23 protein-coding genes are annotated in these 25,100 nt (G+C 37.5%); 16 read left to right on the top strand and 7 right to left on the bottom strand.

Features of this window, described 5'->3' with window-relative positions; genetic code table 11:
- Positions 1-823 precede the first annotated feature (823 nt).
- The 4 genes from VB797_RS02380 to VB797_RS02395 all read left to right on the top strand — a co-directional run bounded on the left by VB797_RS02380 (position 824) and on the right by VB797_RS02395 (position 10,348).
- Complete coding sequence (locus VB797_RS02380; protein ID WP_323236019.1) at positions 824-3,385, top strand: dynamin family protein; 2,562 nt, start codon at positions 824-826, stop codon at positions 3,383-3,385.
- 193 nt (positions 3,386-3,578) lie between these two features.
- A complete protein-coding gene (locus VB797_RS02385) occupies positions 3,579-7,016 on the top strand; it encodes a molecular chaperone (protein ID WP_323236020.1) in 3,438 nt (1,145 codons plus the stop codon).
- 969 nt (positions 7,017-7,985) lie between these two features.
- The gene (locus tag VB797_RS02390) at positions 7,986-8,996 is read left to right on the top strand and encodes an endonuclease/exonuclease/phosphatase family protein (RefSeq protein WP_323236021.1); all 1,011 of its coding nucleotides are present in this window, start codon (positions 7,986-7,988) and stop codon (positions 8,994-8,996) included.
- A 236-nt stretch (positions 8,997-9,232) separates the two neighbouring features.
- Entirely contained in the window at positions 9,233-10,348 is a 1,116-nt protein-coding gene (locus tag VB797_RS02395; protein WP_323236022.1) for a hypothetical protein, read from the top strand.
- A 207-nt stretch (positions 10,349-10,555) separates the two neighbouring features.
- Here the strand turns inward: VB797_RS02395 and cysK are convergent, their stop codons facing one another.
- The gene (cysK, locus tag VB797_RS02400) at positions 10,556-11,515 is read right to left on the bottom strand and encodes a cysteine synthase A (protein ID WP_323236023.1); all 960 of its coding nucleotides are present in this window, start codon (positions 11,513-11,515) and stop codon (positions 10,556-10,558) included.
- Between the two features lie 302 nt (positions 11,516-11,817).
- Here cysK and VB797_RS02405 point away from each other — a divergent pair, with 302 nt between their 5' ends.
- The 6 genes from VB797_RS02405 (at position 11,818) to VB797_RS02430 (ending at position 14,641) form a co-directional block, all read left to right on the top strand.
- Complete coding sequence (locus VB797_RS02405; RefSeq protein ID WP_323236024.1) at positions 11,818-11,970, top strand: hypothetical protein; 153 nt, start codon at positions 11,818-11,820, stop codon at positions 11,968-11,970.
- 419 nt (positions 11,971-12,389) lie between these two features.
- The gene (locus VB797_RS02410) at positions 12,390-12,779 is read left to right on the top strand and encodes a hypothetical protein (RefSeq protein WP_323236025.1); all 390 of its coding nucleotides are present in this window, start codon (positions 12,390-12,392) and stop codon (positions 12,777-12,779) included.
- Positions 12,780-12,799: 20 nt separating this feature from the next.
- Positions 12,800-13,054, top strand: coding sequence for a hypothetical protein (locus VB797_RS02415; protein ID WP_323236026.1), 255 nt, complete (start codon positions 12,800-12,802; stop codon positions 13,052-13,054).
- A 2-nt stretch (positions 13,055-13,056) separates the two neighbouring features.
- Positions 13,057-13,368, top strand: a complete 312-nt coding sequence (locus tag VB797_RS02420) for a hypothetical protein (protein ID WP_323236027.1) — start codon at positions 13,057-13,059, stop codon at positions 13,366-13,368.
- A gap of 290 nt (positions 13,369-13,658) precedes the next feature.
- Entirely contained in the window at positions 13,659-13,994 is a 336-nt protein-coding gene (locus VB797_RS02425) for a hypothetical protein (protein ID WP_323236028.1), read from the top strand.
- Between the two features lie 278 nt (positions 13,995-14,272).
- On the top strand, positions 14,273-14,641 hold the full coding sequence (locus VB797_RS02430; protein ID WP_323236029.1) for a hypothetical protein: 369 nt from the start codon (positions 14,273-14,275) through the stop codon (positions 14,639-14,641).
- Here the strand turns inward: VB797_RS02430 and VB797_RS02435 are convergent.
- The 4 genes from VB797_RS02435 to VB797_RS02450 all read right to left on the bottom strand — a co-directional run bounded on the left by VB797_RS02435 (position 14,618) and on the right by VB797_RS02450 (position 18,241).
- Entirely contained in the window at positions 14,618-15,667 is a 1,050-nt protein-coding gene (locus VB797_RS02435; protein WP_323236030.1) for a polysaccharide deacetylase family protein, read from the bottom strand. The genes VB797_RS02430 and VB797_RS02435 overlap by 24 nt on opposite strands.
- A 359-nt stretch (positions 15,668-16,026) precedes the next feature.
- Entirely contained in the window at positions 16,027-17,109 is a 1,083-nt protein-coding gene (locus tag VB797_RS02440; protein WP_323236031.1) for an ABC transporter ATP-binding protein, read from the bottom strand.
- 76 nt (positions 17,110-17,185) lie between these two features.
- The gene (locus tag VB797_RS02445; RefSeq protein ID WP_323236032.1) at positions 17,186-17,350 is read right to left on the bottom strand and encodes a type II toxin-antitoxin system HicB family antitoxin; all 165 of its coding nucleotides are present in this window, start codon (positions 17,348-17,350) and stop codon (positions 17,186-17,188) included.
- A gap of 171 nt (positions 17,351-17,521) precedes the next feature.
- Positions 17,522-18,241, bottom strand: coding sequence for a GUN4 N-terminal ARM-like repeat domain-containing protein (locus tag VB797_RS02450; protein WP_323236033.1), 720 nt, complete (start codon positions 18,239-18,241; stop codon positions 17,522-17,524).
- 458 nt (positions 18,242-18,699) lie between these two features.
- Between VB797_RS02450 and VB797_RS02455 the strand changes: the two genes are divergently transcribed.
- From VB797_RS02455 to VB797_RS02470, 5 genes are all read left to right on the top strand, one after another.
- The gene (locus tag VB797_RS02455; RefSeq protein WP_323236034.1) at positions 18,700-20,118 is read left to right on the top strand and encodes an NADP-dependent isocitrate dehydrogenase; all 1,419 of its coding nucleotides are present in this window, start codon (positions 18,700-18,702) and stop codon (positions 20,116-20,118) included.
- Between the two features lie 166 nt (positions 20,119-20,284).
- Positions 20,285-20,473, top strand: a complete 189-nt coding sequence (locus VB797_RS02460; protein ID WP_323236035.1) for a DUF6888 family protein — start codon at positions 20,285-20,287, stop codon at positions 20,471-20,473.
- A complete protein-coding gene (locus VB797_RS02465) occupies positions 20,473-20,673 on the top strand; it encodes a DUF6887 family protein (protein ID WP_323236036.1) in 201 nt (66 codons plus the stop codon). Before VB797_RS02460 ends, VB797_RS02465 begins: the two co-directional genes overlap by 1 nt.
- Positions 20,674-20,799: 126 nt before the next feature.
- On the top strand, positions 20,800-20,976 hold the full coding sequence (locus tag VB797_RS34930) for a DUF6888 family protein (protein ID WP_416350833.1): 177 nt from the start codon (positions 20,800-20,802) through the stop codon (positions 20,974-20,976).
- Positions 20,973-21,155, top strand: coding sequence for a DUF6887 family protein (locus VB797_RS02470; protein ID WP_323236037.1), 183 nt, complete (start codon positions 20,973-20,975; stop codon positions 21,153-21,155). The genes VB797_RS34930 and VB797_RS02470 overlap by 4 nt, the downstream gene beginning before the upstream one ends.
- A gap of 42 nt (positions 21,156-21,197) precedes the next feature.
- Here VB797_RS02470 and VB797_RS02475 read toward each other — a convergent pair whose 3' ends face one another.
- Positions 21,198-23,084, bottom strand: coding sequence for a hypothetical protein (locus VB797_RS02475; RefSeq protein WP_323236038.1), 1,887 nt, complete (start codon positions 23,082-23,084; stop codon positions 21,198-21,200).
- Positions 23,085-23,279: 195 nt separating this feature from the next.
- On the opposite strand from VB797_RS02475, the gene VB797_RS02480 reads away from it, so the two are divergent.
- Complete coding sequence (locus VB797_RS02480) at positions 23,280-23,789, top strand: MarR family transcriptional regulator (protein ID WP_323236039.1); 510 nt, start codon at positions 23,280-23,282, stop codon at positions 23,787-23,789.
- A 23-nt stretch (positions 23,790-23,812) separates the two neighbouring features.
- Here the strand turns inward: VB797_RS02480 and VB797_RS02485 are convergent, their stop codons facing one another.
- On the bottom strand, positions 23,813-25,093 hold the full coding sequence (locus tag VB797_RS02485) for a glycosyltransferase (protein ID WP_323236040.1): 1,281 nt from the start codon (positions 25,091-25,093) through the stop codon (positions 23,813-23,815).
- Positions 25,094-25,100: the final 7 nt, after the last annotated feature.

A 25,100-nucleotide genomic window follows, 5' to 3' on the forward strand; every position in this document is an offset into this window, starting at 1 on the left:
CCGGGTGTCGTAAAGATGTCCGGTTTTTTTTGGTTTTCTAGTTTGTAGTTTGTAGGTTGGGTTGAGGAACGAAACCCAACACAATCTCGAACAAAAAACACAATAATTTCAACAAATTTAATATTTAATATTTAACCAAACAATACGCTTCAACCAAAAATCGATGTTGGGTTACGACGCTTCTATACTCTTCGTCAACAATAAATATAATTGGTGCGTCTAACCCAACCTACAAGATTTTTTTAAGTTAGTAGGTTGGGTTGAGGAACGAAGCCCAACATATTTTAGAACCATATAACCAAAACTCAGATGTTGGGTTACGACGCTTCTATTCTCTTCGTCAACAATAAATTTATTCGTGCGTCTAACCCAACCTACAAGAGAGCTTGTTATAAAATATTTGCCAATTTGGCAGTTAATTTAATCTAAATGATGATAGCATTTGCGCTTTGGTACTTATTATTATCGTTAATCCTAACTAAGTCTATAATGTCAAATTTATTTTATTTACCTACAACTTTAACTGTGTATCAAAATATATTGTGGGGTAGAAGCTCGATTAAACTAATTAATGGATAAATCCTGACTTAAAAATAAATATGTATTGTTAAAATCTAACAAAAACTTATTGTTCGTTATTTTAATACCAAATTATGGTAATAATTTATTTGAAACGTTAATTTAATTTTTATTTACAGGCTGTAATTATCGCGGTAAATCATGCCGAATTTTATGGTTTAGGGTCAAAATTTACTAAATTTTATCGATCGCTGCCATCTACCAACATCGTGACAATATAATCTCTGCGGGAACAGGAGCGAGTATGAAAAGTGACATAGCAGTAGAGAAATTACGCCGCTATAAGGAGTACGCGGAATCTGTACTTCAAAGTTTGAGCTTGGTTTCGGAGAATCCACCACCTCAAGAAAGTTGGGTTCCCTCTAGTATCCATGAGAACATTCAGCGTTTGGTGCAGTCTGCTCGTTCTACGGTGGAGTTGGCTGCTTCTCCGGTAAAAATCGGTGTGATGGGGGAGTTTAGTAGTGGTAAAACTCTCCTAATTGGCAGTTTAATCGGTTTTGCTGATGCTTTACCTGTGAGCGAAACTCCTTCTACGGGTAATGTGACTGCGATTCATTTGGTGCAGCAACCTGAGTTACAGACGACGAAGGTAAGTAAGTTTACGGTAGAATATCTTTCCCATGAAGGGGTAAAGGAATGTTTGGGCTTTATGCTCAAGGTGGTGGAAGGTAGAGCTAAGTTAGCGGAAGTTCCTGCTGCTCCTTTGGCTACTTTGAAAAGTCTGTATCCCACTACTTTTGTGGATACTAATGGAATTTTAACTTGGTGCGAACAAGCTTGGAATCAAAGCCAAAGTTTGGAATTGCGATCGCTATTACGGGAAGTTGTGGTATTCGTTCGCACCTATAGCGCTTATGGGAAGGATATCTGCGGCAAAAGTTACGAAATTGACCATTTTACGGCAAATAAGGGGTTGAGGCTATCTGACCCCCCGATGAATATTTTGGAGTTGAAGTTTCGGGAATTACCTGGATCTCCGAAGCGTTGGGAAACTTTTGCTCAGCCTTCTGCGAAGGATTTACATAATAGTTTCTCGTTGATTCGACGGATAGATATTACGGTTGAGGTAGCAAAACAGATATGGGATTTATCGGGGTTACAGGGGACGAATGAGTTTGTATTGTTGGATTTCCCCGGTTTGGGTGCGGCTGATTCGGGTATCAGAGATACTTTTTTATCGCTGCGGGAATTGACTGAGGTACAAACGATTTTACTGTTGCTCAACGGTAGATATCCGGGGGGAGTGACTGCGGCAAAAATTCGCAGTATGTTGGAACGGGATAAGGGACAAGATTTAAGGGACAGGATTATTGTTGCTGTGGGTAGGTTTAATCAGCTGCCGGTGACGAGTCGCGATATTATGGCTTTGGGTGAGATTTTGGAGGAACCTTTATTATCGCAAGAAGCGGTTTTGGAAAGGTTGAGAATTTTGCATCTGACTCTTGCAAGTGCGAGTAATTTGACTACTGAGAAGAAAAATATTGTTTTATTATCGCAGCTTTACGGATTGACAAAGCAAGCGGAATACTCTTCGTTGATCCAAGTTTGTTCTCCAGAGTTTTTACCGGATTTAGAAAAGCCGAATCAAGTTGATGAAGTGGAGTTACGGGAGAAGTGGGGACGGTTGGGGGAAATGTTACCGACTTCGAGTACTTTACACAAACAGTTGAGCGATTATGCAGAAGATGGGGGAATCAATCGATTGCGATCGCTATTAAAAGATCATGTGGGACAACATGGAATGAAGCAGTTGGTGGAGGATACTCAAAGAGCAGCGGAAACTGTGTTGAAGGAGCAAAATAATTTAAAAGCTGTGTTGGAAGAGATTCCCGCTTATATTCCGGTGGTGGAAAATCCGGCTTTTTTGGAGTTACGGGAAAAAATTGAGAATTTAGTAACGACGTATCGACATTTTCAGGAAGATTTAGAAAAACAGCCGATGTTAAAGAATCGGACTGGGTTAACTTTGAGCGATGTTGTCAAGGATGAGTTAACGAATAAGATATTTTTTGAGTGGAGTGAGTGGACTTTATTATTTGACCGGACTAAAAACGGGACGATTAATTTTACTAAGAGTGAAAGCATTTTTGAGGAAGATGAGGAAGAAGATGCAATTCCCACTCAAAGCGATGATTTCTATAATTCCTTTGTCAAAACTATTAATGAGATGCAGTCTTTTGCTCACGAGCGTACAGCTGAAACGGTAAAAGATTTATTTAATAAGTTGTCGGTGGAAGTGCAGTTGGAACGGAATAAAATTAAAGAAATCGTTCAACCGCAGTTGGAACAGCGAATTGAGGAGAAATTTGGGAAGCGGGAAACTCGTTTGTATAGATACTTATTAAGAGCGATCGATCCAACTAATAAATGGCAAAATTTAATTATTCAGCATAGTGGTTTGGCGAGTAGTGTAGCACCGATTAATGCCGAAAATTTATTTCCTTTAGCTAGAAAAGATGCTCAACATCAAAAAGGACAAATATTCGATTGGAGTCCTAACAAACAATATCCTGCACCCCCAAGACCATTTAATCATCAAATCGCCGTGTTACGACTACGCGATGAAATTACGGCAAGTGCTGGGTTACATCTAATTCAATATGTCAGCGAATTGACTAAACAAGTTAAGGGTTCTTTTTCGATGGCTTTGAAGGAGATTGTAGATAGTTTGCAAGAACTGTTGAAATCTAAGCACGAACCTTTATTAAGATATATCGCTTCGGCGGAGGAAACAACTTCTGCATCGACCCCTGCTTGGTTGGATACGATGAAGCGGATTACTGTTATTACTTATCCGGAATAAATTAAGGTCAAAGGTCAAAGGTTAAAGGTTAAAGGTTAAATAACTCCTAACTCCTAACTCCTAACTCCCAATTCCTAACTCCCAATTCCTAACTCCTAACTCCTAACTCCTAACTCCTAACTCCTAATTCCTAACTTTTAACTCCTAACTCCTAACTCTTAATTCCTAACTCCTAATTCCTAACTTATTTAAAATGCCTGTAAAAATAGAACTTTTCAGCCGTTATCAATTACGTAGTAAAGAAACCGATTCAACTCTATTATTATTGCCGGTGATTGAAATTAAACCGGCTGATAGTCCTAATTTTCCGTTTATTTCTTCGATTGAAGTTACGGTTTTAGGTCAGCCTTTGGAGTTATCAAAGGAAATTCAGTCGGCTTATAAAAGTGTCAATTTTACTACTAATAGATTACTTAAACTTAATTCTCCGCAACGGTTGAGACAAAGTGAGTGTATCTGGGATGAAGCTTTACCCAAAGGAATTAATTTGACTTTGCGGGTAACTGTGGAGTATTTCGATTCCGATGATACGGATAAAGCGATTTTATCTGTGAAGAAGACCGCTACGGCTGATTGTAGTATCTGGACTTTTGCTGTGGAAAATGCTCGTTTGAGAAATTTGTCAGCTTCAGAAGAAAATGGCGATCGCGATACACATGAAGATACTATCAGCGAAACTCCGATTCTGAATCATGCTTCGGTTGTTTCGGCAAAATCGGATATCACTTATCCCGGTTGGTTTGCGATCGATTTCGGTACTTCTAATTCTACGGTAACGCTTTACGACCCCAAGGTAATTGTTACTCCCCATACTTTACCCAGCGAACAAGAGGAAAAGTTAAGCGAAAAATTAGCGTTTTGGTTGACGGAACGTCCGGTGGATGAAATACCGGGTATCGGTCGCGATGTTTGGGAAGGTGAGTGGCAAAAGTTATTTAATCATCTCAGTAAAAACTTGGAGGATTTTAATCCGGCAAATTTACAGCTTTTACGAGGAGAACAGCTTTTAGATGCAATTAAGGAAATAGAAATCTGTCTGAGCAAGCGTTTGGGCTGGTTCCGTCGTTCTGCTAGTAAGCGATTAAATCAAATTTATCATCAAGTGTTTCGGGTTCCAGCTTTGGAATGGCAAAGTTTGTTACCCGTGGAGTTGGATAAGGATAGACGGTTAAATGAAATTCCTTCGGAGTTGGAGGTAACTAATTTAGAACCTTCCTTACCAACTCAAGACCCCGGAAAAGTTAAAGTGATGTTGGGAGAGCAAGCATATCAGCATAGATTAGATGCTATCAAACAAGGGGAAAGAATTGACGGTCGTTTTTTGCATTCCCCCAAACGTTATTTTGGTCAAGAACGCAGTTTTGATATAAGTTTGGATGGTAAGGAAGATACTATTCCAGTAAATCAGCTTTTGCAGGCTGCTTACGCTCAGTTGATTGAGTTAACCCAAAAATATCGGCAGCGTTATCCCGGTAAATGCAGCGATGGTGAGTTTTATCGTGCAGTTTTGACCTATCCCACCATAGCTTCCCCGTTTATCCGTCGGGAAATCGAAGCTTTAGTTAAGAAGCTGGGTATTGAAGATGTCCAAATGGCTTACGATGAAGCTGTTTCGGCTGCTATTTTCTTTTTATGGCAAGAATTTGGTGGAGATTTAAATTTAGGGATAGAATCTTTCAAAAGTCGCTGTCGTCGAGACGGTCATAAATGGTGGCAAAATGTTTTAGTCTTGGATATTGGTGGTGGAACTACCGATTTAGCCTTGATTCGACTGACATTAGAAGAAATTGACCCCTTTGAACCTACCGAAGATAAAGGTGATGGCGGTCGTTATTATAAACTTACACCAAAACTGTTGGGATCTTCCGGTCATTTACAGTTAGGTGGGGAACTGATTTCGCTACGATTATTTTTGTTGTTAAAAGTTGCGATCGCAGATTGTTTATTAAGTGCGGTTGCGGATGGAATTTTACCAAAAGATGTATTGAAAGTCCAACCGGAAGAATTGAACGAACGCTTTTTAGATAACGGTAAATATCGCAAAGGTTCGCTTTTAGCTTGTGTAGATAAAGAAATTCGCGAAGGTGATACCTACAAGGAAGCTTTAAATGACGCGGAAAAAATCTTACCAACTCGCTGGAAAAATAGTTCATCCCGCTCTCAAACATTTTACGACCTTTGGGAACACGCTGAAAATGCCAAATTAGCTTTAGGACAAAAAGGTTCTACAGTAAATGCACCAGAAGCAATATTCGCTTTAGATGGACGACAAATCTCGGAATTACTTGCTCAAAATGATATTCAATTACCCATAGATGTAGTTGAAAAAATCGGTGTCACCCTGACGGGAGAGCAATTCGATAAAGCCGCTACACCCGTAATTCAAGAAGCAATTGGTATCGCTTCCGGGTTAATTGAAAACGCTTTTAAATCCAAGTTTGTCAGCGAGATAAATTTAATCAAAGAAGACGTAGCACAAGTTAAGAAGGAACAGGTAGACTGGTTAATTTTATCCGGAAAAACTTGTAATTTGGAACTTGTAGAGCGCGAACTTTACCGAGTATTTAGTAAATCCGATTACTTTGTCTGGAACGAAGAAAGAGTCACCTTTGAACCAGAATACACAAAATTAGCCACATCTGCTGGAGCTTGCTTTGCCGAAAAGTTGCGTCAACTAAGCTTTTCTCCCCAAGAGTCCAAAGATTTACTTCGGAAAGGAGCAAATCAACTATATATAGATGTCAAAAACTTATTTTACTTCCTACCTTGCTCCTTCGTTAGAGAAGTTATAGGTGGAAGTCCCGTTCCCATTTTTCATGCTGGACAAGAGCTTTATCAACTCAAAGCTGAAGAAGGAATGGCTAAATTACGCAGCGATTGGTTGGGAATGCAGCTAACCAATAATATCAGAAGACAAGACTTTGAAAAAATGAAGTTACAGTTATGGGGAAGCTTTAACGGTGACGCTTTAATGAAAAAATTAGGAATTACCGAAGATGACTTTAAAAATAATATCAAAGTTCAATTTGAAATCAATCAAAAACTAGATATAGATTTATTGCTTTGTCGCGGCATACCTCACTATTTAATACCCGTAAATATTCCCAGCATAGACGCAGCAAAAGCCATTGGTAATCAAGAATTAATTACCGACGAATCACAAGTAATCTGCGACATAGCCGTTAACGTCGTCGAAGCAGCAAATGCATTAAAAACAGATGCACATACAGTATTATTTAAAGCTGGTAAAGATTGTAGCAAAGAACTACGAGTATTTCGCTACGAAAACGACACAAATCAACCGCAAACCATCGGTTTAATAGCCGAACTTCCACCATTTCCAGCTAGCGGAAAACACACATTTTACTTTCAATTTCGCAACCCCCAATCTAACAAATGGGAGTTAATTGGAGAACTATCTCAACCAGCAGTCAGCAGCGAATATCCTTGTCGTTATTATGTCACCTTGGACTTTAAAGGAACACTACGAGTACATCCCTTTGAAGTACCTTATTGGACATCCAATAATCCAGAAGTTCTCAAACAAGAAGGATGTATTTTTAGAGATACCTTACAACCACAATCTACCAACGTAGAAGCCGAAAGAGATCCATTTTGTGGTATGCATTAACAGTGAACAGTGGTAGGGTGTGTTATGGCGCGATCAATGATTTTAATTGTTACGAAATATGGATGTTTCGTGGCTAACGCACCGTTTTATGTTTGGTTATATGTGAAATTTGATGGTGCGCTGCGCGACAACGCACCCTACAATTAATTTATATTTTTAAATTGAGGGAATTTTTTAATTAACCTAAGTTAAGCTATACGCCTTCTTAATCCTCCCTTCTCTTACTTAATTAAATATACGTTTAATTTATTACAAGCACATCTCATATAATCCCCATTATAATGAGATAATTACTTACTTTTTACTTCAAGTTGTATATTTAATAGCCGAAAAAAAAAATTTAATAAAGATGCCAAAATTTTTTATTATTATTAGTTGTTTCGTGGTAATATTTTTTATAGGAAGTTTTTTTTATAATGGAGAGGCTTGCCTACTTTAAAAATTTTGTTTATATTCCCATTATAAAAAAAATACTATTTATTTTATTTAATTATCGCATATTTTCACCCTTTTTAATTTTTTTTTGCGCTCAAATAAAATTGAAAATCAAAACAACATTTTGAATTATGATGTATTACGGTATTTTCAATTTTGTAACCTAAAGTTATACATATTTGTGCCGTGACGTACCCTACAAAATTACTGTTATTGCTCTCCCCAAAAACCTCTTTTAAATAGCTCGAAATCTAATGCTTAGAAAGCGAACAAGCATAAATCTTGTCCGCGTGTGATTACCAAAAATATAATACCTGACAATTGAAGTACTAATGTACTATTTACTAGAAATATAAGTTAATTTTGCGCGATCGCCGTCATTTTAATAAAATAAACTTATGCGCTTATCGTTTTAAGATTTGATGATGCGTTACGACATTTCCAATTTATAACCTAAAACCTTATATCCTGAGTGCCGTAACACACCATACAAGTATAATTATCAATTAGCAATACTTCACTGATAATTGATACATGAAACTTCTCCCAACTTTACTCAAAATTGGCGGAATCACTTTAGGGCTGGTAATATTCGCGGTGGTTGTCTTTTATTTCTGGGCTAGTTCTAATGGTTATCCTCGTAACAAGTATGCGGAAATTATAGATTACCCAGCTACAGCACCAACTAATAAAGATGAATTCACGCTGATTACTTACAATATCGGTTATCTTTCTGGTTTAACTAATAATCAAGCTGTTAGTAGGGAGAAAAAGCTGTTTGATGACAACCTTAAAACTGTTGTTGGTGCGCTTAAGCCATTAAATGCTGATTTTATCGGTTTGCAAGAAATTGATTTAGGTTCCAAACGTTCGTTTAAGGTCAATCAAGTTTTGGAATTAGCCAAAGCACTTTCATTTAATCAAGCAGGAATAGCAATCAATTGGGATAAAACTTACGTACCATTTCCTTACTTACCATTTTCCGCTCACTTTGGCAGAATCTTATCTGGACAAGCGGTATTAAGTCGATATCCTATTACAAATAATAAACGCATAGTATTAGATACAGTTGCCAGCAAACCTTTTTTCTACAACGCTCTTTATTTAGATAGAGTCGCACAAGTAAGCGAAATTCAAGTTGATAATCGTTCTGTTATTATCATTAACGTTCATTTAGAAGCCTTCGACGCACCTACCCGTCGCAAACAAACTGAATATATCCAAAAACTTGTTTCTGAATACGTCGATAAATATCCGGTATTATTAATCGGTGATTTTAATAGTACAGTTCCTCCCATACCCGAAAACCCGCAACCGACTGTGGATATTTTGTTAAAAACTGCTTCAATTAAATCGGCTTTACCACCAGAAGCGTTAGATAATCCTCAAATTGCTACCTTTCCATCGGATAAACCTACTGTTAAATTTGACTATGTTTTTTATACTCCTAAAAATATAGAAGTAACAGAATGGAGAATAGTTGATGAAGTAAAACAAGCTTCCGATCATTTACCCGTAATGGTGAAGTTTCGGTTTAAGGATTAAGAATTGGGAATTGGGGATTGAGCATGGGGTTTAGAATCGCTTATCTTTCAAAAATATTATTTCTGTAACCCACCTATAAGACCTGTAAAAATAAAAAAGTTAGTAGTTAATTATTAATAGTGAGTAAGAAACTAAAACAAAAAGAACAAATAAACAGCCCGCGAAGGCGGGTTTTGTAATTGTAGCCCCACTCTTCTAGAGTGCGGGCGGATTCTAAACCCTATTCCCCATTCTCCATGTCCAACCTAAACAAATTATTAAATACCAAAAACTCAAAGTTAGCTTGGTTACTGCGGTTACAACTATTAGGGCTGCGAACCGAGTTACAGGAAGCTTTGAAAACAGAAGGCTCTGACCCTGGAAGCGATATTTGTCAGGAACTTCTACAAGAATTAGATGTAATTTTAGAATCTAATATTCAAAGTAATAATACAGCAGAAATTCCTTCTTGGGAAGATGTTTTAGAACCAGTTGCAAATCAACATCCTACCCAGCTTAAACTAAAACCGATCGCACAAACCTTACTTACCCATAAAGAACTATCGCAATACATCGGCGAATATCAGTTCCACAGTACCGATGATGCTCAATTGTGGAACGAAATGCAGCGACTGCTGTTACGGGTACCTCATAAACTTGCTGATAAATTGCGATCGCAACTCCTCAACCAAGCAACTACATTAGGTGCAACTGAAGACAAGGTTTCTCTACGACAACTCGCGTTTCCCACCCACGAACATATTTATTCGGGTTTAAAAGGCAATATTCAAGCATCGGGGCTGTGCTTTTCTAATTTGGTTAATTTTGACGAGCGACTGCACCAAAGTGGTAGTGAAGATATCTTAGGTGCGATCGTTTCTACCTATCTCAAATTTATCGAAGTAGATCCGCATTTACACCATGCTTTAAGAAGTGTCGATCGATTCGGCGTTCGTTCCCTAAATTCAGTAGATAAACCCAAGTACATCGCCGCATTAATAGAACGGTTTCACCGGATAGAAGTAACTTTAAATACTGATATGTCGTTAAACTTACGTACCAGAATTGACTTAGACGAAGCCATACATTCACTAATCTATTTACCATGTGTTGACCGCTTTTCCTGGTGGGGAAAACTGCAACAAGAAGCCCGTCAAACCTTGGAAGTAGCAGTACAGCAAGCGCGTCAAGCTGGAATAAGCGTCCAGATTCGTCCTTTATGGGGAACCTATGCTGATGTTTACCCCTTTTCTAAAGACGACTTGCAAGTAGATGTAGGAGGTATACCCGGAGAAGTTTCTGCTTGTCTGCGAGTTTACGCCAAAATCAACGACGAAGTTCTTCCTGGAAGAGTTTTATTTCGTTCGTCATGAAAAATTAGTACTTGTAGTACTTGTAGGTTGGGTTAGGCGGAAAATTAATCTTGAACATATATACTAACCATTTAATTCCGCCGTAACCCAACATCATGATTCGTGGACTATGCGAGCATATCGATGTTGGGTTACTTATGGTAATAAACCAATTTACTTTCGTGTCTAACCCAACCTACAAGCTAACCTTTAACCTTTGACCTTAAATCACCCAACCGTAGCCACTTCCCTACCCAAATCTTGAAACATCGGGGTACTCAAATATCTTTCCCCGAAGGAAGGCTGAATCATCACAATCAAACGTCCCTTGTTTTCCGGACGCTTGCCGATTTCAATTGCTGCACACAAAGCCGCACCGGAGGAAATACCCGATAGTATTCCTTCTTCTTTTGCTAAACGTCTTCCCATTGCCATCGAATCTTCATCATCAACGGCAATTATCTCATCAATCAAATCCTTACGCAGAACTTCTGGGATAAATCCGGCACCTATACCTTGAATTTTGTGAGGCCCCGCTTTTCCACCACCAAGGACGGGACTGTTTTTTGGTTCTACCGCAATTACTTTGAAACTGGGCTTGCGCTGCTTGAGTGCTTCCCCAACTCCGGTAATGGTTCCCCCGGTACCGACACCAGCAACGAGAAAATCAACTTCTCCGTCGGTATCTTCCCAAATCTCTTCTGCGGTGGTTTCGCGGTGAATTTGGGGATTGGCTGGGTTACTGAATTGCTGCAACATAAAGGCATTTTCCGTACTAGCCACAATTTCTTCGGCTTTAGAAATTGCCCCGCGCATTCCTTCTTGGGCTGGTGTTAATTCCAAAGCAGCACCGTAGGCTTTGAGCATGGCTCGTCTTTCTAAACTCATACTTTCGGGCATTGTCAAAATCAAACGGTAGCCAAGTGCAGCCGCCACCATTGCCAATCCGATTCCCGTGTTACCAGATGTTGGTTCTACTAAAATGCTTTTTCCGCGTTCAATTAATCCTTGTTCTTCTGCGGTTTTGACCATATTCGCAGCAATGCGGTCTTTTACCGAAGCTGCTGGGTTCATTCCCTCCAACTTCACCACAATTCTGGCAACGCATCCTGCCTGTTGAGGAATTTTATTGAGTTCAACTAATGGTGTTCTACCGATAAGTTGTGTGATGTCGTGAGCAATTCGCATTTCTTTCAACCCTTTACTGTATTTGTTGTAAACAAAATTGTTTATTTTATACTTACTTCTTGCACCATTCTTAATAACAAAAAGAGGCTCTATACTCTCGTTTCCAGGATTTGGATGCTCGGCTTGCCGATTATTGCAACTGATGCAAGATGTTAGTTTTAATACTTTTTTAATAAATGAAATATTAAGAAATATTAATAATTTTAAAGCGATCGCCGAAATCTTTCCGATTTTGCGTCTCTACCATTTTATGTTATTTAGAGCAAAATTCCAAACTTTAACTATCTTCAAGTAGATATTTGATGACTGACAACGCAGATAGTCGCGCTACTTTTCGTCGAGCAAATATTGTTTTGATTTCTGCTAAAACGAATAGGTTTGGGAACGTTAAATCAACAATTGATTCTCAAAACCTTTGTAAAACAATAATTGCAGCTTCTTTAATATCTATCTAATAGCTCTTATAACGAGTACAAAAAAGATCGAACCCCACTTTATAAGTACTAGCACCCCTACCTAAAAATACTAGAACCCATACCCAAAAAAAATCTTAAATCCTTGCCATGATTGAATTGTAAGTGCTTGAGTACAACCCTAATTAATCTAATAATTTCAAGGGCGATCGCCATGAGTCTTCACCTGGAAGCTGACTGATATAACAGCTATAGGATTTACGCAGAGATTCCCCTCTACCCCTCCGTTAATTCGGGGGGGCTTCTTAAAACCCTCTATATAAAGACTGCGTGTCAATCATCTATCTACACAATCTTAGATATTCATTTTTATTTAGTTAAACATCAAAACCTACGACAGTATACAAAATCTACACTTATATACTGTTTCATTGGCTTCAGTTTACGCAATTAAAAAAGCCATGATGAAATTAAAACTTGTAAATATATTTGCTGTTTGTTTAATTACTCTAACGGTGCTTTTTCCCAGCTTAGCAGTATTTGGGATGGTATGGGAGCAACATCTAAAGTTTATAGAAATGCAGCATATACCTTCATATCATCAAAGTATAAAAAGCGAATCCGCACCTGGATTAGAAATTAGTTCTTTGACAAATGATGCAAATGCAACAAAACTAAGTTTATCTAATAACTATCAAATTCTTCATTTGTGGAGATGGCTTTTTTTACTTTTACCATTTTGTATAGGAGTTGCAGTTTATTTATACGACAGATATTTAGTTTTCCGCGCTAATATGCATCAACAACAAGTAGAAATGTTGGAAAAGTTATGGCAGCAATTTGAAAAGTAGTAATAAGAGTAAAAAATATTATGTCTTCAGAAGTACGTCAAAATCAGTATTATAGTTTAATCGAAGAACTATTAAAATGTCCTAACGGTCAAGAACCAGAACTTATAGAAGCTAATTCTGAGCTATTAGATGCAGATTTTATCAAGTTAATGATGCAGGTTGCAACATCATTTGCTCATAACGGCAATGAAGATGGTGCGAAGTTTTTAATTCACATTGCACGAGAATTATCTAAACAATTAGGATTTTACCCTGAAGTTCCAAAGAAGGAGTAAAAATGCTGTTGACGGCAGATGAGGCACAAAAAATTGCTTTAGAATTTCTGATTACAGAATGGAATATCTCCGCTGAATATAGAGACTGGTTTACAGTAATTGATTGTCGCCTCCTAAGTCAAAGTTGGTATACTATCGAAATTGCGATCGCAGGTTTTCCCGATAAATGGTACTTCCAAGTTTACGATACCGCAGAATGCGACCCCAACTACACATTCATCTCGCCAATTCGCGGTTGTGAAGGATATACCGACCTTACCGATCTCCCGGAATTACTCGCAGAAGTATTAGTTTGCGAGCGTAATTCTCGATAACATAGTTCGTAGTTTAAAAATTAGTTTTGCACGTTTGTTCGGGTTTTCTTCTAGTAAGAAAACCTTTTTTTTACTGTTTTTCTGGTTCCCAAGCTCTGTCTCCGAGTATCTTAAATAATACAAAACATTAATGACAGTCAAACTGATTTATTATTAATTTGCGATAAAACACGTATTTTTGCTATTAACAAACTTTTAATAATCTAAAAATCATTCAATAGTCATATTTATTGTAATGCATAATATGTTATATTAATAATGCCTTATAATCTACAGAAAAATGTTGTCAAATGATTAGCGAAGAGGCTCTTGCTAAAGAATTTATTCGAGTCATTAATGAGTACTATCCAAAAGTAGGAGAGGTACTTGATGGCTGTTATGTGAAAGTAATTACAATTTACTGGGGACGACCTCCTAAACGCTTGCGACATTTAGGGATTTATTGTCCGGAGGAAACAATGTGTTACATACAAAATCACAAAAAAATACTCATGGATGTTGCGGAAAATATGGGATTAGTTGAGGTCGTATTTCGCAATGCTTCGCGTTTACTGCGAGACCCAATGTCAAAGATCAAACAATCCGACCCGCGTATGTGGCTGGATTTGCAATGGGTTTCTAAATAAAGCGATTGCTCAAATTCAATTCGGTGCCGAAAATTCTACTCCGGGGTAGTGGTAATAGTAAATTATTCCTTTGGCGATATTGTATTAAATAGAAAGACCCGATTTATGCATTGGGAAAAAAGAATTCTGCGGAATCAATCAGGAATAATTATCTCTCTAACTCAAAACCGTTTCTAACAGGAAATTAAGAGAATTTAATTCTTTTAATTCGTAAACCAATCAGCATATTGTTGCCCAATTAACCTAACTGAGATTAGATACAGAGGGCTTGTATTATTATGAATAAATCGTTCATTCATGCGGATGATTTACCGCCGACAGAAGTAACAAAACGCGACAAAATGTTACTTTTAGAACTAGAAAGAAGTACCGGGAAATGTTTCTATGAAACTTGTGACGGTATTACACAAGCATTACTATCAAATTGTTTTTGGTATCTAACCATTGACACTGAATATTTAACATTAGTGATTCACACTCCCGACATAGTGACTTACTGGCATATAGTCAGCAATATTGTACAGTTAGGGATGAAACTTGAACCCCTTGCTTCAAGCGCTAGAATCCGCGTAAATCCTCCTCCTGGTAAAGCAACATTCTTTGAAATTGGTGTAGATGAAGTATCAGCTTTTCGGGATTGGCTGTGATTTTGGCTGTATTTGTTGCGAACAAGTTAGCTCTTTTCCTCCCGAAGCTCGATCGACTAATTCTTGTAAACGAGACTGACCGAAGCGTCCGATCGCAAACAAATTATCTGACTCTCCAGCAAACATTTCATCGCGATCGTTCATTGCTAAAGCTGCGATATATCCAGCGGAATCTACCAATTTTCTCACCCGTTCATCATTTTTACCAGTTGGATAAGTAAAGTAGCGGATTGGTTCACCCAAATTTTTCTCTAGTAATTCCTTGGATTCAACTATTTCGCGAACAACTTCTTCATCAGATAATTTAGTTAAATCTGGTGGATGGGTTTTACTATGACCAGCGATAGTTACTAAAGGGTCAGCAGCCATAATTTTAAGTTGCTCCCATGTAACGTGGGAGCGACCCGTATTAATACCCATATTTTTCGTATAAACTGAGAAAACTGCCGGATAATTGTACTTTTTAAGTAGCGGATAAACGTATTCATAATGTCCACCGTAACCATCATCAAAAGTTAATAGAATCGGTTTTTTTGGTAATGCAGATCCGGTACGTAAATGAATAATTAATTGATCGAAACTAATCGGAGTTACACCCTTAGATTTAATTAACTCAAAATGGGATTCTAATTCTTCCGGGGTAACATCAAAAAATACCTCTTTCTTAGGTAAAATATCGTGATACATTGCGATCGGTACTTTAGCTTTTCTTGCTTCATCGTTAATTTCTGGTATTGGTACGGCATCTAAGGAAAGAGGAACATTTGCATCGGCTGATGTTTTTACCAATACTTTTGATTGAGATAAATCTTCATCCCAAGGCTGTAAATTTCTACTTACAGTTTGATATTTCTGACAAAACTGCTCTAAATTTTGAGGTGATACTGTCTTTTTGATAAAAGCTGTATTATTGCCTTTATTACCGCTTCGAGAATAAAAATTTAAACTGAAAAAGCCAGTAGCAACGATCAGAATACCGCCGATTAAAGGAGTAAATTTGAGTAAATTATTCGGTTTAGGCTGCATGGGAGTTGGTACAAGGATTTTGTATTATTAATTGATGATTAGATATGCCGTAGTTGACGATTGAATATGCCTCCGACACACCTTCGGTGAACGCGGCTACACAAGCAAAACCCGCGCAGGCGGGTTTAATATCATTTCTTTATAAAGATGCGCTTAATTCAGCCCACGCAGGTGGGCTTTGTTTGGGTAGCCCCACTCTTCCAGAGTGAGGGTGATTTAGTTGAATACAAAAAGATTAAATATAGGATTTATCTAATACAAGTCTATAAAATACAAATATAAAGGTTAAAGGTCAAAGGTCAAAGGTTAAATAACTCCTAACTCCTAACTCTTAACTCCTAACTCCTAACTTTCCCAATTCACGGATACAACTTATCTCCGGTAGCGGAATCAAATAAAAATAATTTTTGCAAATCTAATTTTAAATTCAATTTATCGCCGACATTAAAACGTATATTTCCACTGGTTTGCACGTTTAATATTATCCCGGTACCGAGTACGGCAACACGAATCAATGTTTCTCTTCCCAAAGGTTCGACTAATTTAATTTCTACTTGCAATTCGGCTTGAGCTTCATCACTGATTTGGATATCTTCTGGACGAATACCTAAATCAAAAATTTGTCCTTGTGGTAAGCGCAATTTCTGATTGATATTTTCAGGAATTGTTAATAATTGACCATTTATATCAAAACCCGCAGCAGTATACTTCGCCGGTATAATATTCATTGGTGGATTTCCCAAGAAAGTAGCCACCATTCGATTCGCGGGATGAGCATAAATACTTTGCGGTTCGCCAATTTGCTGAACACGTCCGCCACTCAGCACTACAATCTTATCCGCTAACGTCATCGCTTCCACTTGGTCGTGAGTGACATATACAGTAGTAATACCGATATTTTGATGTAGCTGCTTTAACTCAGCCCGCGTATCGTCTCGTAATTGCGCGTCTAAATTAGACAAAGGTTCATCTAATAAGAATACCTGGGGCTGACGTGCGATCGCCCTTCCCAAAGCTACCCGTTGTTGCTGTCCTCCCGAAAGCTGCTTGGGTTTGCGATCGAGTAGATGTTCCAAAGATAGCGATCGCGCTACAGTTTCTACTCTTTCTCGAATCAACTTTGAGTCAAATTTCCGCATTTTCAACCCAAAGGCGATATTTTGCGCGACGCTCATATGGGGGTACAGGGCATAATTTTGGAAAACCATTGCGACATCTCGCGCTCTTGCAGGGACATTATTCATCAATTTATCCCCAATAAACAGATTGCCGGATGTAGCAGATTCCAAGCCCGCAATAGTTCGCAAAATAGTAGACTTACCGCAACCAGAAGGTCCTACCAAAACCCAAAACTCACCATCGGGAATAGTGAAAGTAATGTCATCGATAGCGGTGACGTTATTAAATTTACGCTTAATGCTTTCTAAAGTAACGTTTGCCATTTGTCGATTTTAGATTTTAGATTTTAGATTTTGGATTGGTAATTGCTAAAAATTATGATATTGTTTCATCACTTTTTTATTCTAAACAAAGTTCTATAACTTCTTTAATATTTTCCATCAATTCATCAATAGTTTGTCCTTGAGAATAACAAGCTTTGAGTTGCGGAACTTCCCCAACATAGAATCCATCTTCATCGCGCTCAATAATTACATAGAATTCTCGTTTACCTGTATTTGTCATTTATATTTTTCTCTATAAGCAATTGATTTGTAAAGCCTAAATTTTGACACTAGCGAGCAAGATGCTCGCACTACATAATATATATTTTTACAATGCAATAAATGTTCCCTAACTACTAACCTTTGACCTTTAACCTTTAACCTTTGACCTTTAACCTTTAACCTTTGATCTTTACTTTTCCCAAGCCGGATGTGAGAACAAAGAAGAAATTGCCCTTACCCCACGCAATTGATTAGACAAAGGTAAATGACCTCTGGGTGCGTCTAAATTCCAGATAAATTCATTAGGATAGCGCGTCCAATTATTACCATTTTTCCAACCGATTTTGACCCAAAGGTTTTCCCAATTTTTCCTTAAACCCAACCACATTTCCCGCTGTACAGAAAAGCCAAATTTACCTTCGGAATGAATTAACCACAACTTGTCAATTGTTTGTAAATCGGCGATCGGAAACTTTTCTACTTCGGTAAAATACAGCCATTTCCTTTTTACTGCTTCCTCTCCGGAAAGTTCACACATCTTTTGTAGCGTCAAACGGTCGGCTTCTTGAAACTCTTGATTTGCCAATAGTCTCTGTAAGTCGGTGTAATCAATATTGCAATCCGATTTGAGCGGTACAATTCCTTGAGGAAAATTAATTTGTAAAAATTCTTTAATTTCGGGAAAATCCGATTGATAAAGAACTTGATAGACTTTACCGTCTACTACATTTGCTGGAATATCTCGACGCTTCGATAAAAACTCCATCAACACCTTTAATCCTTCTGTCCCAGAATCGGCTAGTTTTTCCACTAATTCCTTCTGGTTTCTTTCAGACCCTGCGATTAACTGCTTCAGTTGGGAGTCGAAATCGCTGTTACTAGTACTTTCTTGAATCTTTGGGTCTGTCATGCTTTTAGTCGTGAGCAATTCAATTAATGAACAAGCTTTAGGGCTATTTTTGTAAAGCAAAGACGGCTTTTCAACTTATAGCCAATTGTCAGAGGGCAAATCGCACCTCTTTGACAAATATTTTGCTGCTACAGCTTACGTGCGTCTCGCCCGTCTAGTGGAACATTTTCTCACGAACTGATAACTTATGCTCATAACTTTTTCCCGCGCTAACTTTTTATTGAGCTATTTGACAATTTCCCATGCTCCAATTCCCAATTTTGCTGTATATTCAAGGAATAAAGCACCTCTTAATATCTACATTAGTCGAACAAGACCGAACCTAAAAATTTTTATCTCCTAGTTTAATGAAAGCAAGATAAAACAGAATTTGCTAGTCTTTTTAGCTCTAAATTTTCTCTTAAGGTAGAAATTGACTAAGCTATAAATCTTGCTGTCTAATCCCAAAGGAGTGTACTATGTACGAAAAAATTAAAGCCCCTACAAGTGGAGAAAAGATTACTTTTGTAAAGGGAGAGCCACAAGTTCCCGATAATCCGATTATTCCTTTTATTCGCGGTGATGGTACGGGTATTGATATTTGGCCCGCTACGCAAAAAGTTATGGATGCTGCGGTAAAGAAGGCATATAACGGTAAGCGCAAAATTAACTGGTTCAAGGTTTACGCGGGTGATGAAGCTTGCGATTTATACGGAACTTATCAGTATTTACCACAGGATACTTTGACGGCAATTAAAGAGTATGGTGTGGCGATCAAAGGACCTTTAACTACTCCCGTCGGTGGTGGAATTCGTTCTTTGAATGTAGCGCTACGACAAATTTTTCAACTTTACGCTTGTGTGCGTCCTTGTCGCTACTACCCCGGTACACCTTCACCACACAAAAACCCGGAAAAGCTCGATGTGATAGTTTATCGAGAAAATACTGAGGATATTTATCTGGGAATTGAGTGGAAGCAAGGAGATGAAATTGCCAAAAAGCTGATCAAGCTGCTGAATGAAGAATTGATTCCCGCGACTCCCGAACATGGTAAAAAGCAAATTCCTCTCGATTCTGGAATTGGGATTAAACCCATCAGTAAAACGGGTTCCCAGCGTTTGGTACGTCGCGCTATTAAACAAGCTTTACAGTTGCCCAAGGAAAAGCAACAGGTGACTTTGGTGCATAAAGGCAACATTATGAAGTACACCGAAGGAGCTTTTCGCGATTGGGGTTATGAATTAGTAACTTCTGAATTTCGCGACGAATGCGTTACCGAGCGGGAATCTTGGATTTTGAGCAACAAAGAAAATAAATCCGATATTTCTTCCGAAGAAAATGCTCGTATGGTTGACCCCGGTTACGATTCCCTGACACCAGAGAAGAAAGAGCAAATTGTCAAGGAAGTAGAAACAGTTTTTAACTCAATTTGGGATAGTCACGGTAACGGTAAGTGGAAAGAGAAAATCATGGTAAACGATCGCATTGCCGATAGTATTTTCCAGCAAATCCAAACCCGTCCCGACGAGTATTCAATTTTGGCAACAATGAACCTCAACGGCGATTATTTATCAGATGCAGCTGCGGCTATTGTTGGCGGATTGGGGATGGGACCCGGTGCGAACATTGGCGATGATGCGGCGATATTTGAAGCAACTCACGGAACAGCACCCAAACACGCAGGTTTAGATCGAATAAATCCCGGTTCCGTTATTTTATCTGGTGTCATGATGCTGGAATTTATGGGCTGGCAAGAAGCAGCAGACTTGATCAAGAAAGGTTTGGGAGATGCGATCGCGTCGGGTAAAGTTACCTACGATTTAGCAAGATTGATGGAACCCAAAGTGGAACCTTTGAAATGTTCCGAATTTGCCGAAGCGATAATTAAACGGTTTTAAAGTTGTAGAGACGTAGCAATGCTACGTCTTCAAGAATTGTTGTGAGTAAACGAATTTTTGTAGGGTGTGTTGTCACGGAGCGCAACGCACCTTTTTTTGTAATGCTTTGCAAGTCATAGATATCAGATAATAAAAATAGTGGCTAAATTTTCGGGGTGTATTTACCATGAATATAGTAGGATTACCAACAGCGGAACAGCTAAAAACTTGTTTTGTCCTCAGTGCTTCCATAACTACTATGTATCAAACAATTAGTCTTATTCGATTAGATGAAAGGACAAAAGTAATTTATTTTCTAGCTGGTGAAGAGATAGAATTAGTAATTTTAGAAAATGGTGAATGGAGTTTTGTATAATGGCTACCCCAGATTTTGACTCAATGAGCAGAGAAGAGTTACGCCAATATATGTTAGATAATCGAGATGATAAAACAGCTTTTGAATTTTATTTAGATAAATTTAGAAATCCAAATAGTACGATTTACCCAGCACCTCAATCATTAGAAGATATGAGTTATTTGCAAAAAATCATTCTTCAACATAAACCAGATAAATAAAATGTTGTAATCATTTTTGTAATAGCGCACTTTTTTTAAGCGGAATTTTTGATATTTTATGCAAAATTAATGAGAAAACTAGATTATAGGCATTTAGTATAAAAGGTAAAGGAGTAGTTTAAGCCAGTGGAACCAACTCCGGAACAATTAAAATCTTTCTACAGATTATGCGTAAGAACAAGTAACCTGTTTAAAACCGTTGAATTAACCAGATTCGACACCAGAACTCAAAGAATAGTGGTGCTAATAGGAGAAACAATCCAAGTAGAAATTTTAACTAATGGAGAAATAATTTTACAATGAGTAATTTAGATTACAAGCAATTAACCGAAGCAGAATTGCGAAAATACATAAAATCCCATCCTCAAGACGAAGATGCATTTCAACATTACCTTTCAATTATTAGAGCAAAACCCAATAGAGTAGTAGTTAGCACGGATGAACAATTAGAAGCCGAATTAAAGCAAAGATTGACAAGTTAAATTATTGTAAGGTGCGTTGCGATTTGCGACAACACACCTTTTTTAACACCGTTCTAAAGCGGCTGCACGAACATATCTATTCGTATCTTTAGCGAGACGTTGCAAGATATCAACAGATGTTTGAGGATGTATGGCAATTACATAGCGTTCAATCCATAATAGAGAGTCAGCATTTTCTTCAAGGAAAACAGGGGAAACATTAGGAGCTAATAAAAGCAATAAACCACCTAAAGAATAGTTTTCTATACCAAATATTTGACGAAATAATCTTAAAAATGCCTCTCTAGTAAAGTTGGGATTTGTTAATATTTCATAACGAACTTCATCATTAGAATCTTCAGCTAGTTTTTCTAAAATATGTAGTGGTGTTTTGGCATCTCTAGCAACGAAAAAACGGACTTCATAGTCAATATCTTCAGCTAAAATTTCTAAAATTTCATCATCACTATTTGGATTTTGGACAATATGCATAAGTGTACGAGAATGGTCTGCACGTAGAACGATTTTTTTTAATATTTCTGTAGGTGTGTTGTCTTGATATGATAAACGAAAATCGTTACTAGGGTTTTGAGCTAAAATTTCAATTTCTTTACCGGAAGGAGTTGGACTATGAGCTATGTGTTCATTTACAGAAAATTTATTGTGACTAGCTAACTTTTTTAATAACGATACAGGAGTACTGGGATTTTTCTTTATAGCATATTGTATATCCCAGTCATCAATATCAGCTATTTGAGAGAAAATATTTTTAGACGTATTTGAATTTTTAGCAACATTACAAATGAGTTTATTATTAGAAGATTGAGCATATTTTTCAAGAATATGATTCGGTGTATTAGGATGCTCGGCAACAAACAAGTGCCATTCCTCATCTTTTTGTTCCGCCATTTGTTCTAAAATTTGACTGGGAATTTTAGCTTGTTTGAGAGCTTGTCGAAACGAATCATACTTAATAAGACTAATGCAGTTCGTTCTTTTCATTAACCTATCTAAAATCTCAACTAATATTTTCTGAGGAAGATTGGGATTTGTTAGCATTGCTTTTTTTATTTCAAAATCCTTATCTGACTCTTTTAGTAGTTGAGTGAATGTTTTAATATTTTTAGTTGTTTTAGCCAAGGATAACTTTTCTTCAATATCTGAAGTTTTCTGTTGTTGCTGTAATATCGATGAAGTTTTTTCTAAAAATTGACGACAAATATTTTTATAAGTTGAATCAGCAAAAGAATCATTGACTACATATTGAGATAAATCATCAATTTCCGCTTTTAATAGTTTTGTTAAGTATTGCTTATCATTTGGGTCAACATAATGAGCTTTAAAAATATAGCTTAAAACTTCATCTTGCCATTCCGGTTTAAGCTCTTGCTCCCAACTTACATGATTGTCGATATTAAATAAAATATCCCAATTATCTCGATCTTCATTTGATGAGCTATTTCTTTCATAATATAAAGAAGAAAATTTTTCAAATAGATTAACTAAATGTGTTAAAGAGGTTTTTGGATTCATTAATATAGATAATACAATTCGTCTATCTGTTTGTTTTGATGCATAATCTAGGAATAAATCAGGTATATGTTCTGATTTCAAGAGATTTATGAATGTTTCATCTGGACTTTCTTTTACTAAATCCGGATTTGACTTAAGCAAATCGTTAAAAATAGGATTAGATAAGATTTCTTGGGGAAATTCAAGTATTAACTGCCAGATAAGATCAATAGGTACATTAGGATTTAAAACTATATTTCTTCTCATGGATGAGAATGGAGTAGAATTCCAATATAATTTAGCTAATAATTCCGGTGGAGTCGCAGGATTTTTAGCAACAATCATCGCTAAATTTCCATTCATTCGTGCTAATTTTTCTAAGCGATCGCTAGATGTATATGGACTAGCTGCGTCTTCTTCTCTTATTTTGTCGTACATATTATGTCTTTATACAAAAATAATCTAATAACAATTTGGTTTTAAAGGTACTAAATAAATTGGCGCTAATATTTCGAGATATGTTAAAAAATTAAATAGCCTTGAATATCAACTTCATTGTTGACTCGTAATGACTTAGCTGGACGTTGGCTATTTACCTAGATAGTGTAATTTATTGTACTACATCTCGCATTCATGGTTACATCCCGTGGTTTACCCAATCATCAAGCACTAGCACAACTTGCTCAACAATTCCCAGAATTAGAGATATCCTCCGTAGAAGCTTGTCTAACTTTCCTAGATACCACCGCAGAAGTTCACCAAGCAATGGAAGCTCATTTTGCCCGCTATAATCTCTCAATGGGTAAATTCACGCTGCTAATTCAATTATTTGCTGCTTCAGAAAAAGGATTAACACCATCCGAATTTGCCGAACGTGCAAATGTGACTCGCGCTACAATCACGGGTCTACTTGATGGATTGGAACGAGAAGATTTAGTTAAACGCCAGCCTTATCCCCAAGATAGACGCAAGCTGACAATTATTTTGACTAATAAGGGACGCGAGTTAATTACACAAATGCTCCCAGACCATTTTTGTCGCACTACTAATATGATGTCCAATCTCACCGCTACGGAGAAGCAAACGTTTATTAAGTTACTTAGTAAGTTAAGCGCTGGAACTTCTGCGATGCGGGATATTTAAGGAATAAAAAGCATTGAAGTTTTTTATTCCAAACCTGTATTTTTATTAGTTAATTGATAGCGATCAATAATTTCTATAGCTCTTTCAACCCCATCTTCTGCGCGAATTTTCTCACCCAAAGCTGCTGCACGCTCCTTGATTTTCTCGTCACAAATCGCAATTTCAATAGCAGTCGCTAATTTTTCTACAGTTAGTTCTCTCTGAGGAATAGGTGCAGGCCCTACACCTAATTCAGCCACTTTTTGCCCCCAAAACGGTTGATCTGCTCCAAAAGGGACAATTATAGAAGGAACCCCAGCCCGCAATCCTGCCGCTGTTGTACCAGAACCCCCATGATGAACTACTGCTGCCATTTTAGGGAACAGCCAATTATGAGGAATTGAGTCAATCATAAATACGTTATCTGGTAAGTCAGTATTGCTCAAAGCTCCCCAGCCTGTAAGTATAATTCCACGCTGTCCGGTACGCTCAAGAGCAGCCAAAATTAACTTTGTCAATGTTTCTGGATTGCCACTACGCATACTGCCGAAACCAATGTAAATTGGTGGTTCTCCAGATTCCAAGAAATTTATCAAATCTGCTGGTGGTTGCCAATCTGAGGCAAGCTCTAAAAACCAGTAACCAGTTACATATGCCGATTCTGACCAATCAGATGGTTTGGGAATTACTGAAGGGCTGTAGCAATAGAAGAAAGGTACCTGCTGCTGTTGCTGTTGACGATAAGAACCAGTAATAGGCAATGGCAATAGGTTCATAGTTTTTCGCCACTGGTTAATTTTTTTACGAGTAAATTGCCAGCGAAATTCTTCTTCAAAAATATGGGTTAACCAGTTAAAACTTTGTGGTAATTGAAAATTTGATTGGGTATGGCGGAAAGCATTTGTACGACGTAAAGGTTGAGTATATGCTCCGTATGCTAAAATTCCCAATTTTTCAGCAATATGATGACCAGGTAACGCTAATTCTGAATATACAATTGCCTCAGCATCTTGACTACACTCCCAGCAATCATTCATCAACCGATCTAAACCAGAGGCAAAGGTACGCCAAAATGCGATTTTGAATGAGAGATTTACAGGAATAAGTTTATTTTGAAGTTTTAGTTTTTCAACTATTTGCTTGAGCAATTCTTGGGGATTATCTCCTATAGCAGCGAATTTTAAACCATAGCTACTAACAAATTTCTCAAAAATAGCATGAGTTGCCAATCTTACTTCGTGACCTGCCTTTTTTAACCCGACTCCTAAAGCAATGTAAGGTTGCACGCAGCCTCGACTACCAACTGCGATGATTGTAATCTTCATTTTTTCG

This window comes from Rivularia sp. UHCC 0363, from assembly GCF_034931125.1.
In the GTDB taxonomy this organism is placed as follows: domain Bacteria; phylum Cyanobacteriota; class Cyanobacteriia; order Cyanobacteriales; family Nostocaceae; genus Rivularia.